This window comes from Fibrobacter sp. UWB10 (assembly GCF_900182935.1).
Classification (GTDB): Bacteria; Fibrobacterota; Fibrobacteria; order Fibrobacterales; family Fibrobacteraceae; genus Fibrobacter; species Fibrobacter succinogenes_O.
In genome coordinates this window covers 43,909-58,215 of record NZ_FXUE01000004.1, presented here as the reverse complement: position 1 = coordinate 58,215, position 14,307 = coordinate 43,909, and the positions used below count along the sequence as shown (strand labels likewise).

Genomic DNA, 14,307 nt, shown 5'->3' with positions numbered 1-14,307 from the left:
TCTCTCTTTTTTAAAGTTATGCCCATAAGGGCGGTTCGCACCCTAATATATCTTTTTTTTTCGCAAGCTGTCAAATATTTTTTCCTTTTTTTCGCTAAAAAACGGACACCTATTGCACAAACCCTAAAATCTTCAAAAAAACGCAAAAAGGATAATAAAAATTTACCAGATATGCCGATTTTCGCTATTTTTAACAAATGTAAGCGAAATCACATTCGATACACGCGCACATTTTTTATTTCTTGCGAACAGCGATAAAAAGGCCGAAAAAATATATTTTTTCCCGTATTCACAAGTAAACATTATTTTAGGGGCGGAACCCTCCAAATATTCCATAATTAAGGTATCTTTACCCTCGATGGGAAAAAAGGGATTATCTAAGGGAATCATTATGAATATTAAAAAACTTATCCCCTGCCTGCTCGCACTCGCTGCGGTACCGGCACTCGCGGCAGCATCCACTGCCACCCCCAAACGCATTGGCCCTGTCAGCTATTATGGCGCTCTCCATACTGACGGCGGTAAAATCGTTGGCGCCAAGAACGGTCAAGAAGCCATGATTCGCGGTATGAGCCTTTTCTGGTCCGACGCTACTGGCATGCCGTACTACAACAAGAACGTGATTACTTGGGCTGCCGAAAACCTGCCCATGGACGTTTTCCGTTTTGCTATGGGCATTACCTATTACGATAGCGATGGCGGTACCAGCAACGCCCTCGACGAAAGCTATTCCTACGCCGGCGCCCCCGATGGTTACATGGGCATTATCGACCTGATGGTCGAAGCCGCTATCGAAAACGACATTTACATTATTTTGGACTGGCATAGCCACCGCGCAACCAACGAACAGAATATCGCAAAGACCTTCTTTGAACAGGTTGCCAAGAAGTACAAAGACGTACCTAACGTCATTTACGAAATCTTCAACGAACCCGTAAGCCAGAGCTGGGATCAGGTGAAGGGCTACGCCAACAACATTGTTCCGCTCATCCGCAATAGCACTGACAACCTGGTTCTGGTCGGTACGCCGAGCTGGTCCCAGATGACCCAATACGGCGGCGTAAACGGCAAGAACGTGGGCTACGTGCTCCACTTCTATGCAGGCACCCATGGCGTAGGCACCTACGGTGGCCGCGCAACACAGGCAAAGAGCAGCGGCAACGCCGTGTTCATTACCGAATGGGGTACCACCAATGCCGACGGTGCAGGCAGCCCGAGCAGCGGCAGCACCCAGGAATGGATGAGCTTCATGGAAACGAACAAAATCAGTAACTGTAACTGGAGCTTGCGTGCAGTCGGTAGTAAATACGCCGTCAACAACAAGCAAGAAACTTCCGCCATGTTCAGCGGCAGCGATGACCTGAACACGATCGGTAAGCTCAACAGTGCAAGCTACAGCGAATCCGGCAAGCTCGTTAAGGATTACCTTTCGAAGAATGCAACCGATTGGCCCAGCTTGTTTGCCAAATCTCTGAAAACCGGTTCTTGCTCCTTTAACGCTACGACAGTTAAAGAATCCGCTGGTAACGTTGCAAGCGTCCTCAAATCTGGCTGTACTTACACCTCCAGCAACGAAAACGTCGTGACCTCTACGGGCGATATCAAGAAAGCTGGCTACGTTATCATGACCGGTAATGATGGCTCTCAGTCCCTGGTTATCGTTAGCGCCGAAGCTAAGCAGACTATTGCAGGTTTTGTTGATCTCAAGTGCTACAACAACGGCGACTGCACCAACAACAGAACTCAGAAGTACTCTGGTGGCCAGAATATGGAATGGGTCGTCTCCGTGGCTAACACCACTGATGAAGGCGCCAAGTTCACTCTGACCTCCCTTGACCCGAGCGTTGTCACGGTCAAGACCGCCACCTGTTCTGATGCTTCTTGTTCTTCTCTCCAGAAGGGCAAGCAGGTTGTCATGTATGAATTCAAGGGCTACGGTACCGCAAAGGTCGTTGCCACCGCACCTGCAGCAGCTGGTTTCCCCGCCCTGCAAGACACGGTTGAAGTCAGCTACCTCAAGACAGCCAACAGAATTCACAGTAACTTCGGTAAGGGCGCCGACAAGCAAGGTTTCGTTTACCTCACTCCTAGTGAAACCAAGGCAAAGTTCTTCCCGGACACCGCCTTGAACGAAAAGGCTAAGGTTACCTACACCTTTAACGGCAAGGAATCTTCTGATTACCTGACCAAAAACGGCAATGACCTCGTTGCCGGCAGCCAGAACGCCATCGTAATCGTTACCGGCCATGCCGACGAAACAGCGAACTACGGCGAAGTCACCCGTTCTACCACGGTGATTATTGGCGACCTCGCCTCTGCCGTGAACGCCGAAGAATACTACGCCGCGTTGCAGAAAATGAATGGCGAAGAACAAGGTATTGGCGTCTTCAAGACAAAGCCGACTCTCCCACTCCGCGCCACCATTGCTAACTCCCAGTTGCTCGTCAACTCCAAGGAATCTGGAGACATTCACGTGGATGTGTTCTCGATTATGGGTCAGAAGGTTGTCTCTAAGGTTATGGGCAACAACTCGACCGTATCCCTCGAAAACATTCCTACTGGAGCTTACCTGATTACCGTAAGGCAGGGCGTCAAGCAGCTGAACATCAGGTGGACCAAGAAGTAAATCTAGACCACAAGAAATTCCCTTAAAGAAAGCCGGGCGCACGCCTGGCTTTCTTTTTTTAACATTTACCCAGACGTATCGCAGCGAATCGTTAATGCATCCCTAAACGAACGCAAAAAACCTGCGTACAGACATATCCTGAAGAATTAGCACAGATTCTTAGCGCATTAAATTACTACCTAGAGCATACTTATAACGCATATAACGAATCCCTTAAAAAGGCTTACAGGTACAGCAACATACAGCCCAGGATACACCCGCATATAAAAAAGATTCCCGGCGGATAGCCGGGATCTTTTAAGCCTTACAACAAGAACTTTTCTTAAGAGAATTACTTCTTCTTAGCCTTGTAATTGACTTCGGGGCGAAGCTGCAAGCCGATAGTCACCAAGAGGGAGACAATCGGTTCGTGATGGTCTTGCGAGAGGTCGTAAACCGCAACGCCAGCCATGCCTTCGCTCTTGACCTGCTGAGCTACAGCCTTCACAGACGGAATACCCATGAACACGATAGTTTCTGCATCGCTCACGGCCACTTCGGACTTAGAAGAAGCATCGAAGGTCACCTTGTATTCCGGAGAATCAAACTTGCCCATAAGTTCGGCGTAGGACACGTAACCTTCGTTACCGCTACCCGTACCCTGGTGAGAAGATCCAAGACCCTTAGCGCCGCTCCAAGTTTTGCCATAAAGGAAGATTACCGGAACGAGCAAGTCGCCGTTCACGCCAGCGCCCTTCACTGCGTTCAGAGTTTCTTCGACAGAGGTAGCACTCTGGTTCGGGACCACGGAAGAATTTTCTTCGGTCATCTGGTCGGCCATGAACACATCCACATAAGCGAGACGGTTCAGAGCGTCAGCCTTGTAAGCATCCATACCGGCAGCCGGATAAATCACAGCAGTCACCGGAGCGCCCGAAAGACCATCGACCAAGGCGTTCAGCAACTTGGCATAATCTTCGGCATCTTCAGCCGTGAGGTTCTGCCAGTCGACTTCTACGCCGTCGCCGCCGTTTGCAGAAAGCCAGCTAGAGACATTCGAAACGAAAGTCGGCAGAAGTTCTTCGGAAGAGGCGATAGCCTTCAAGTTGCCTTCGTTTTCGATACCGCCCACAGAAACAATCAACTTCACGTTGTTGTCCTTGGACATCTGCACGAGCGTCTTGAAGTTTTCAGCATCGTTTTCATCCGCAAAGGCAACCGAACCATCTTCACCGGCTGCAAGGCCGACATAATGAATGTCCGTCACAAAGTTATAGCGGATATCTTTCGGATAAAACTGAGAATACTGGCTCCAGTAGGGGTAAAAGCCTACTACCTTGTCGGCAGCAGCCTGGGCTGTAATAGCAGCCCCAAGAGCAAGAGACAAAAGAATCGGTTTAATATTCATAAATTCACCTCTTCCTAATTAAGTTCGCGGGGTTCACCGTTATCGTCGCAATAGAGCTTGGTCACCGGATACGTAGCCGTCTCAGTATAAGTGAGCGTTTCCGGATTAAGTTCGTAAAGAAGCCTGCCAAGGTTGTCGCCTTCCTTGCAACGTCTGTAAGCCCAGCCATGATCCTGTCCATAGGCAGAATACTGATAGCTAATGGCAAACAAATCCAGCGGAATGGCAGCGATCAGATCCCAGTCGTTCGTGGCATCCACAAAGTTATACTCCTTTGCAGCCTTGACCAAAGCCGGATTCACCATACCTTCGACAGGAACCTGAATCACGTCGACAGTATCTTTAGCCTCGCGAATTTTCAGGCCCGCTTCGGCAGGTTTATCAGTTTTCAGATTGAAGTCGTAATCTGCAGCGGCATAGTCCTTGGCTTCGCCTGTGCAAGTAGAATCAGCGAACGCTGTTACAGCAGAAACCGCATCGGCTTCGATGGTAATGGAGCCCTTGTTAGTACTATCGGGGCAGAACCAAACCTTAGTGAACTTGGCGTCTGCTTCGGCCTTGGACTTTACACCCACTGCAATAGTATCTGTCCTGGATTCAACAACGGCAGAATCCCTAGTGGAATTTTGCAGCGTGAGATTCCAAGCATCTTCAGTATAACCTGCATAGGTCGTCACGATTTTGTGGATCGTAGCCGTATCGGCTTCAAAAGCGGCTTCATCGGCAGCCTTCGCTGTCTTGAATTCAGCAGCGGTGCCAGCAGCCTTGGCGGCCTTCTCAGCGCTTTCATTATGAATAGCAATATAATCCTTAATCTGGAGGCGCTTCAATTCCGGATGGAGTTCCATGTACTCATTGACATCGAAATCTGCCGGGAGGTTGCCTTCCAAAGCTTCGTTTTCGTCTACAGCCATAGAGGAGCAACCCACCAAAGCCGAGGCAACAGCAATCGAGAATAAAATTTTAAAGTTTTTCATTGCAACACCTCTTAGAAGTTCACCGTCACATCGGCAATGATTACGTTCTTATCAATAGAAAGCTCTTGGTTTGCAGCCATGTTAGTAACCGGATCAACACCACCCAAGAACGAAATCTTATCCGTCAGCAGACCATACTGGACAGAAATGAACGAATGCGGAGCAATCTTGAATCTCGGACCAACAAGCAACAAGGATTCTTCAGCCTTGGTGATTGAAGCGAGACCGGAAACAGGTAACGCCACGCCAAATTCGCGAGTCGACATTTGGTAGCCTGCTAAGAGAGCAAACGGACCATATACGTCTGCATTAAGGCCTGCCATAATGCGGTCGCTCTTACGCTGGAAACCCTTATCTTCTTCAGAATGATCGTAGGAACCCTGGATCTTAATCTTTTGGTTCAAACCAGCAATGCGGCCCACATCTACGCCAAGGCCAGCGGCATAGCGAGTGAACTTATTTTCTTCATCAGAATTCACCGTCGAAATCATGCCGAAGAGCACATTCAATTCAACAGCACCATTCCAGGCGAGGTCCAAATTCACATTCAAACCCTTGCGGTCAGGAGTTGCAACACCCATGGGGAGAGCCATGTCATTTGCCGGATCCAATAAGAAGAGTTCCGCTTCGATTTCGCGCTTTTTCTTAACATCGGCATTGTAGCCGTTGCGATAGAAGTGCGCGTTCTTGTAGTTGTTGTACAAGCGATAATACATGTTACCCGATTCTTCCTGATCCGTGAGAGCATTCTTGGAGTTGGAAGTCATCAAGTTACCGGCATAAAGCGGATTGGAATTATACACGGTCATGTACATGTTTTCGAGGCTCGACATACCGAAGGCATCAATCAAGCTAGAATAGCTATCGTCCTTGAACAGGGCATTTGCATTCAGCACGGTGGCACCGCCACGGTAAACCGGGCTAGAGGCCATTTCACTCCAGAACTTTTCGTCGTTCTGCAAGTACATCACCTTAAGAGAACCTTCGATTCCAGCCAAGTCGATATTTGCATAAGGTTCGACATAAAAACCCTTGCCATCAACAGAGCCCAAATCTTCGGACACATTTTCATAATCAGACTTTTCGTTCACCTTCACATAAATGAACGAAGTGTCGCGACGGTTGGTCAAAGCCGGATCCAACACATTAATGAATTCGTTCAATTCATAATACTTTACAGACACTTGCTTATTATAATCACGAGAATTCTTCAACGAAGTCATGGCAAATTCGCCGTTCAAACCGAAGCCGAACGGAGAATCCTTAAGCAGTTCCTTGGAATCGAACCCCGCTTCAATAGAAAGCACGGCATTATCTTCGTAATACACAGTGTCTTTAGGATCTGTCTTACGAGCGCGGCGGCCCTTGATACGATCGAATGCATCGGTGTAGTTCACGCCAAGGTGAGCGCCGAAGGCATCTGCACCAAGACGCAGACCATAGAAGTAGCGGTCCGTCCAATCGAAGTCAAAGAACACCTGGTCGGTCTTTTTGGCAGCATCGCGCATGCGAGCACCAGTCACCTGAGCGTGGATATCACTTAAGGGACCAACAACACCGCTATGGAAGTCTGCATTAAGGCCCTGCATCAAGCGGCGACTCGTGGTATCCAGATTACGCTGGGCCAAGGCTTCAACACGCTTTTCAGCAAAGATATCGGGTTCCTGGAGCAACTTTTGCTGCGGGGTATACAGAGTATAGGGCGTATAACCAACACGCATGTAACCCAAGTTGAAATCCAAGTGCTTGTTCAGGATTTTACCATCATAGCTGAACCAGTGGCCAATCACAGGATTGTTGTTTTCGTCAAAGCCGCTCTGCCAATCCTTATGCAAACGAAGTTCAATCGTTGCCTGGGTTTCAGAACTCGGACGAGCCGTCAGAACCAAATTAGCGTCAGAGAACGCCTGGTTTTCTTGCGTCGGAGAATCATCGCTGAACTGATCGGACTTGGCCATAGAGGTAAGAGCGCCAGCCTTGACTGTACCGTTAAACTTGAGTCCCAGAACGGCAGTGCTCAAGGAATCGAGTTTCTGCAAAAGCGAAGTCTGCTGAACTTCAACACTTTCGCCTTCAGCAAAAGCGGTAGCCGTAGCGAACAAAATGGCAGAGGTAAGAGAAATTTTCTTATTAAACATCATATTCATACCCTCCCATTAAAATTCCACATTAAGGGAAGCTTCAAGAATCATCTGGGAGAATTCACTCTTGAACGTTCCAGATTCATCCTTTGTAACATCGTAATAGTCCGGCAGATTCACAACACCTTCGGTCGAACCAGCTGTGGTGACCAACAGTGTGTTGTAATCGTTTGCAACGTTAATCATGCCGAAATTCACAGCAAGCCATGCGTTAGAGGCGATGTTGTAATCGAGACCAACCATCCACTGCATTTGCTTACCCTTCATGAGCGGAGCAAGTGCTGTATAGGCATTGGAAGCGTTGGTGTATTCCGTATTAATCATTTGGAAACCGGCGTTGAATCCTAAACGCGGCAGGTATTGCACGTAAAGGCCCGCGTTGATAAAGTCAGACTTGATTTCGCTGGTTTGATCGAGCAAGCCAACTTCAACCCAGTTGTCGGTATCCACAGTACGTTCGGAATGCTTGTAAGAACCCGAAATTTCGAGCGGTTTGCTAAAGCCAAGCAACTTGAACACATCGATCTTAGCGCCACCACCAAATTCCATGTACTTAGCCGCCTTGTAGCCAAGCGAAATCGTATTGAGCATTTCGTTTGCAATGACATGAGTCGTAAAGTTCTGACCCTTCACCTGGTTAAACATGCTGAAGAGGCCCTGCACTTCAAGGAAATCCTTGGCATTTGCAATCAGGTTCACACGTGCACCCACGCGGTTTGCCGTGGCAAGGCCGTTCGGCAGAGACATCTGCAAAGCCGGATCAGAGAGCTGTTCGAGCAAAGCAAGCTGGTTGCGCGTATAGACGTTAGTCGTCCAAGAATTCTTGTTGTAGTTCGCGATATTGTAGCTGTTAACTTCACTACCCTTGAAAGCATCGTCATTGGTATTAAGCGTAGTTGCTACCGGACTGAACTTGGGAGAGAAATTATAGAGAGCGTCAAAGGAGGAATACAGCGGAGAATTCACGCCATACTTGACTGTCTGACCATCCTTATCGGAATTCTGAATGCGCTGTGCAAAGAACTTCGGAGATTGGGCAAGGTTGTTGAACCATGCGCTGTCGTTCATTACGAAATCAACGGCAACACGTGCGCCCCAATCTTCGGTCTTATACCCCACATTGGCATTCACCAACAAGGCCATACCACTCTGCTTTTCATCAGTGAACCCATTCGATTCCAGGTAATTTTCACCGTCATCGTTTTTAGCAAGTACGAATTTCTGAATCGGAGCGCCAGAAACAGGATCAACAGCATCTTCAAGAACGAAGTTGCCATTTTCATCCTTTTCGTACGCCAAAACGGAGTCAGGAGTATAGACCTTGTCGTTAGACATTGCGAATTCACCCGTCACATCAAGAATCAAGTTCTTGTTGCCCATCAGGGAAGCCACATCGGCACCGAGACGGCCGCTTACGATAAAGGTTTCCTGCGGATTGAGTTCGTAGGGGTTGATATCAACCTTTTCGTAGGCCTTATTGACGTCGTTATTCGGATGACGATAGGTGTAAGTGTAACTGTCTTCGTTGTCGAAGATGTACATCGGAGTCACACCCAAGTACAAGGAACGGTTGAGCGGCAACATTTCGAAGTTACCGGCAGCAACGAACTTGTCCATATTGGCAGACTGAGATGCACCCCAAACTTCATCGTTTGGAAGAATATTGCCTTCGGCACCGCTAAGGTCCAAGACCGCCGTACGGTTGAGTCGAGCAAACAAAGCTTCGGCACGGATTTGACCAAGGGCATCACCCATATCCGCACGGAACTGGATGTTTGCACCCTGCAAGTTGCGCTGGTTGCCTTCGATAAACTGTTCATGTTCGGCCATGTAACGCTTGCGAGCAAAAATCTGCGGCTCGTACATGATGTCGATGCCAGGCAAGAACAAGGTCAGCGGAGAATATTCCTGACGGAAATCACCCACAACCCAGTACAGGTTGTTACCTACGTTGCCTTCGGCATTGAGCCACGCCACAGAGATGGACTTGGCTGCCGAGGCGAAGTATTCCTGCATACCGGCTTCAAGGCGAAGGGTCGCATTGGCACGGACATTTTCCCAAGGACGGAATCCAAAGTTCAGGTCGGCCGTAACGAATTCATCTTTTTCCACATTCGGCATGTGGTTGATACCCGTCGGGTCGTTATCGGTACTGAATCTGGACGTCTGCGCAACCGCACGGATGGCACCGGTGATTTCGACGCCGCGCTTGGCATTGGCGGAATCAACCTTGCTCTCAATCAATTCCTGATTTTCCACAACCGAAGCTGCAGAAGCGGCCATAGAGGCAGCAAGAATAGCGGCAAAAGTCTTTTTCATATTCATAGTCTTTTTCATGTTCAGCACCCCCTATTAGAACCAAGCCTTAGCTTCGGCTGAAATGTAGTGGGAATGCCAGTCATTCACAGAAATAGTTTCGTCGGAATGAGTCATCCATTTGTAACGCACATGCAGGCCTACGCGGTCAGCAAAGTCCCAGTCGAAGCCGACACCAAGTGCAGTTTCCAAGTAATTAATCGGAGCCTTCTTGTAGTAGAAGTAATTCGCCTGGTTCATGAGGCTAGAGCCCTTAAGAGCAGCCTGGTAACCGACAGAGGTGTAAGCGCGGTCGGAACGGAAGGTTTCGAGACCAAGGACACCTACCATGTGGAAGGTCGGAGTCACAGCAACAGAAGGTTCAAACTGGCCGTAGAAACTCCACAGGAGCATGTCCTTCTGAGATTCGCTATAAGCAATCGGGGCGATCGTCGTAGAAACGCCCGAAAGAGCAGCGTAAGCAGTCATCATGATAGTGCGATCGGTACCGAACCAGCCACCGATATCATAGCCACCCATAAAGGACATATAAGAGGACCACTTGGTATGCGACGGAGCTTCGCCAGTCTGTTCAGTCTTCTTGACCTGTTCAATATCATCATAAGCCACGAAGGATTCCCAGAGTTCCCAGGTTCCACCATAAAGGCCACCCTGCTGACGGTACTGCTTGACACCCTTTTCAGAGTTGCTGTAGATACCGGTGCGAGCCACATAGGCTGCGTTATCAGCGTTACCGGAGTCAGCAATAAAGAGCGGCTTGTGCTTGGTCCAAGAATTGGTGGATTCCCACATGTTGCGGCCATTTAAGCGGTAGTTGAAGAAGATTACGTCTTGACCTTCTTCCACCTGGCGGTGCAAGCCATACTGGAAGTCAAAGTAGCCGCGATTGAAGGTCGGTTCCAACTTGAAGTTCAAGCCAGCCATGTTCGGGGAGTAACGCATGGAACCACCATTCAGGTAGAATTCATCTTTGCGCCAGCTGTTAAAGCGAGACGGGTTGCTCAAAGAATACGGAGAATAGAAATCCTTCGGGAGGAAAATTGCTTCAACCGTCATGGGCCAGCCTTCAATGTACTTGGACTGAGCCTTGACATAGACGCCCACCTGCGGGGTATTCATGCTCGATTCATAGGAATCCGGGAGGTAACCAGTAGTGGAGTTAGACTGCTTATAGCCATAAGCATCAGAGGTACGCCTAAACTTGACGGAATCCGTCATGCTCACGCCCACATCGGCCATCAAGTAAAGTTTCGGGGTCACGTTGCCCTTGATATCAAGAGAAACCACATGGTTGTTGAGCATCGGCGGGCACGGTACCTGAACACTAGGATCGTTAGGATCCGGGCAGGTATTGGTAAAGTACTTCATCTGAGTCAAATATTCGCCTTCATAGACGATATCCTTATCGAAGATGACGCCCATATAGTTCAAACCAAGAGTAAGATTGTCCGCAATCTTTTCCTTAGCGATACGGCCATGGTAAATGGAGCCGCGGAAGTCATAGCCACCGGACATTTCAAGTTCGCCCGGCTGACCACCATACATACGCAAACCGTCGCGGGTACCGATATCGGCATCAGCCGGCTGAGATACGAGGAACTGAGCCTTCATGTCGAACGGAAGCTGGTAGAAGTTGCCAAACACACCACCGAAACTACGGTTTGTCCAGAATGCACGACCACCTTCTTTAACCGGCTTAAAGACCTTTTCCTTATAGTAGGTAGAAACAGTCTTTTCGTCTTCGAACAGTTCGTACTGCCAAGCAAAACGCGGGTTGGTTTCACGTTCCCACATGGTAAGCGGAGAAGCGTTAGCCCAAATCACACCACCGGCCGTCACGTAGGCACCAAAGACGCCTGCGCGGATATCCACACCGAAGTTCATTTCTTCGTTGATGGTTGCAGAGTAGAAGTCCGTGGAGTGGTCGTACATGACACGCTGATCCTTGGTCGGAGCCTGTGTCGGCTGGCTACCCAAGTAGTTAGAGTAGAGGCCGGACAAGGAGAACGGGAAGCTCATGTTCGTCCACAAGGTCATGTAGGAGTTCGGCATGGCCACAATGTTCATGTTGAGCACAGCGTCAACAGAAGTGCGAGCCAAGTCGTTCTGCGCCCAAGGGCTCGGTTCAGAGTAATGGAAGTTCTTCAGGCGGAAGGCCAAGTAGCCAGAGACCGCGAGCGGAAGGTCATCCTTACCCATGAGGGTCGATTCCATGTTGTTGGCAAGCGTATCCAAGCCTTCTTCCACGTTGGAAATCTGAACCTTCGGGTCGAGCTTGGAGGATGCATTCACCACGAGCGGCTGGTAAGGAACCGTTTCTGCCGGCTTGGAAAGGTCTGCCACAGGGGCTGCAACCGGTTCTTCAGCAGGAGCTTCGGCAACGGCTTCTTCGGCAGGAGCAGCTTCAACAGCTTCTTCGACCGGAGATTCATCAGAGCCTTCCTCGGTAGCCGGTTCGGCTTCAGTAGAGGCTTCAGCAACAGATTCTTCGGGTTCAGAAGCTTCTTCGGCAGGTTCTTCGGCAGCTTCAGGAGCAGCCTCTTCTACAGCCGGAGCAGATTCTTCGAATTCTTCAGAGGACACATCTTCGTCCATCTGAGCAAGGGCCAAAGACGTGCAGCAAAGCAGAGTCGTAAATAGTGTAGGTAATTTGCGCATAAAATCCTCTTAAATCTCGTTGCGGAACGGATAGTTCATCGGACCTTCGTAAGCCTTACCATGCTTCTTGATCACGATATCGTCAATCCAGACCTTGAAGGACTCGTTTTCATCTTTACGGACTTCAAGACGGAAGCCCTTGAAGTTGCTCCAGCTAAAGGGCAGCATGACTTCACGAGTGTTCTTGGCATCCCAGTACACACCGGTCGTACCGAACAGTTTGAGCGGAATGCTGAAATGTTTCCATTCGGTGGTGATTTCGCCAAGGCTCTTGGAACGGAGCTTCACCTGCAGGGATTCGCCACCGCTCTTCACGCCGTCGTCCACCAACACGAATAGAGCGTTTTCGCCACCCTGGGCACCCTTGATCCAGAACTCGAGGACGCCTTCTTCAAAATAGGGGGTCAAGTCGACAGAACCGGCAATACAAATTGCCACACCGGAATAGTCGCTTGCAATAAGTTCAATCTCCATGGAAAGAGCACCTTCCATGGCATACTTGTCCGTAAGAACCGGTTCGGGGTTTTCACGCGGGTACTGGTAGGTATATCCACCACCACGCGGAATAGCTTCGCGCATCACGACAGACACGACATCCTTGTCGGGTCTGAATGGCTTCGCCTGCTTAGTGACAAAACGGGACTGGTCGCGGTCGCGGTAATCGCTAAAACCATAACCAGCAAAAGAGAAAGACGCTAAAAGGAGAACGCCCAAGGCGCACGCCCAACTTGCTTTATGCGGTTTTACGTTCATAATATCTAAAAATCTCCAGATACGGACCACTACAATATAACTTGTTTTTTGGGGACTCAACGGGCAAAAAAATCAAAATGCTTGTGGAATTGGGATATACCACCCCGAAAAGCCTTGATTTTACTCGATTTTAGCGGTTTCAAAGGTAAACATAATTTTTTATTAAGACTTTCCTTACGCCTTAAAAAAGTGTAAATTTGTAGTTAACAACCAATCACTCTTTCCGCGAGGAAACCATGATTCATTTACGCGCTTTTTTACCTTTAACTATTGCCCCCTTTGTGGCCGCATTAGGCATCGTCTTTGGCGCATGTTCTAGTGAAGGCAATCCCCATACTGCAGCAACGACCACTCCCAAAGAAGCGGACACGACAAAAAAAGAAACTCGCGTTATTGTCCCAGTTGACTATAGCCTTGGTCGCGCCATGAACGCCCGCATCGGCAAGGGTATCAACCTTGGCAACTCTTGGGATTCCGACGGCAACAGACTCGACAGTAGCTGGGGCAACCCCATTCGCGATTACGATTTTCCCTTTATCAAAAAGGCCGGATTCAATTCAGTGCGCATTCCTGTACGCTGGCAAAGGAATTCTGACTACAGCACACACACTGTAGACCCCGAAAGGCTTGCCGGTGTTAAAGAAGACATTCAGCTGGCCATCAACCAGGGCCTTGTGGTTATTGTGAATTTCCACCATTATGTACAGTTGAACTGCGCCGGTGGCGGCGGACAGGGTTGCACCTATGATTCCACCGCTTACGAAGCCGAAAAAACACACTTCCTCGGCATGTGGGCACAAGTCGCCCAGGAAATGGACGCATTCCCTGATTCCATGATTGTTCTTGAAATCTTGAACGAACCCACCATTTCTAACGCCGAACGCGTAGACAACCTGATGAACGAAGCATACACAGTCATTCGCTCCGTGACGAAGACCAAAACCATCATGTTCGAATCTTACCATTCGGCTAAATTCGAAGACTTAAACATCTTGCACCTCCCCGCCGATGGCAACATCATCTATACGGGCCATTACTACGAGCCCTATGGATTCAGCCACCAGGGGCACAGCTACAACTGCAAGGGCGATGCCGCATATAACAACAAGGCGTTCACCGACTTGGAATTGTACGCAAAGCAGGCCAAGGCCCTTTACCCCGATGTAGATGGCGTGAACAGCGTTCCTTTGAATATGGGTGAATTTGGTATTTCTGGTGGAACGGAATACGCAAACAAAAGCACTTGTAAAGAAGGTGAATCGCTCCCCTCGGCCAAGATGAAAGCCCAATGGGCATCGCTTACGATCAAAGCTGCTGAAGCCTACGGTATGTCCTGGAACTATTGGGGATTTACAAGCGTTGGTGGTTTTGAAGCCGCACACCATAATGCCATGGACGAAAACATCGAGTGGTACGAAGGATTCCCCGCCGCATTCGGACTTTAATTAG

The 14,307-nt window shown here is 49.1% G+C and carries 8 protein-coding genes; 2 read left to right on the top strand and 6 right to left on the bottom strand.

From position 1 onward, the window contains the following. The first annotated feature begins 391 nt into the window (after window positions 1-391). Window positions 392-2,626, top strand: a complete 2,235-nt coding sequence (locus QOL41_RS10575) for a cellulase family glycosylhydrolase (RefSeq protein WP_283429729.1) — start codon at window positions 392-394, stop codon at window positions 2,624-2,626. A gap of 331 nt (window positions 2,627-2,957) precedes the next feature. On the opposite strand, the gene QOL41_RS10570 is transcribed toward QOL41_RS10575, so the two are convergent. Genes QOL41_RS10570 through QOL41_RS10545 form a run of 6 tightly spaced genes read right to left on the bottom strand, consistent with a single transcriptional unit; the run spans window position 2,958 to window position 12,858 of the window. Continuing rightward, the gene (locus tag QOL41_RS10570) at window positions 2,958-4,013 is read right to left on the bottom strand and encodes a glycoside hydrolase family 18 protein (RefSeq protein WP_173653661.1); all 1,056 of its coding nucleotides are present in this window, start codon (window positions 4,011-4,013) and stop codon (window positions 2,958-2,960) included. 14 nt (window positions 4,014-4,027) lie between these two features. Beyond that, window positions 4,028-4,990 carry a hypothetical protein gene (locus QOL41_RS10565; RefSeq protein WP_283429728.1) on the bottom strand — a complete coding sequence of 321 codons (963 nt, stop codon included), beginning with the start codon at window positions 4,988-4,990 and terminating at the stop codon, window positions 4,028-4,030. An 11-nt stretch (window positions 4,991-5,001) separates the two neighbouring features. Next, window positions 5,002-7,131: a hypothetical protein gene (locus tag QOL41_RS10560; protein WP_283429727.1), complete on the bottom strand. Its 2,130-nt coding sequence runs from the start codon at window positions 7,129-7,131 to the stop codon at window positions 5,002-5,004. Between the two features lie 15 nt (window positions 7,132-7,146). Next, the gene (locus tag QOL41_RS10555) at window positions 7,147-9,468 is read right to left on the bottom strand and encodes a hypothetical protein (protein ID WP_283429726.1); all 2,322 of its coding nucleotides are present in this window, start codon (window positions 9,466-9,468) and stop codon (window positions 7,147-7,149) included. A gap of 15 nt (window positions 9,469-9,483) precedes the next feature. Then, the gene (locus QOL41_RS10550; protein ID WP_283429725.1) at window positions 9,484-12,105 is read right to left on the bottom strand and encodes a hypothetical protein; all 2,622 of its coding nucleotides are present in this window, start codon (window positions 12,103-12,105) and stop codon (window positions 9,484-9,486) included. A gap of 9 nt (window positions 12,106-12,114) precedes the next feature. Further along, window positions 12,115-12,858, bottom strand: a complete 744-nt coding sequence (locus QOL41_RS10545) for a carbohydrate binding domain-containing protein (protein ID WP_233247863.1) — start codon at window positions 12,856-12,858, stop codon at window positions 12,115-12,117. 236 nt (window positions 12,859-13,094) lie between these two features. Here QOL41_RS10545 and QOL41_RS10540 point away from each other — a divergent pair, with 236 nt between their 5' ends. After that, window positions 13,095-14,303: a glycoside hydrolase family 5 protein gene (locus tag QOL41_RS10540; RefSeq protein ID WP_283429724.1), complete on the top strand. Its 1,209-nt coding sequence runs from the start codon at window positions 13,095-13,097 to the stop codon at window positions 14,301-14,303. The last annotated feature ends 4 nt before the right edge of the window (window positions 14,304-14,307 follow it).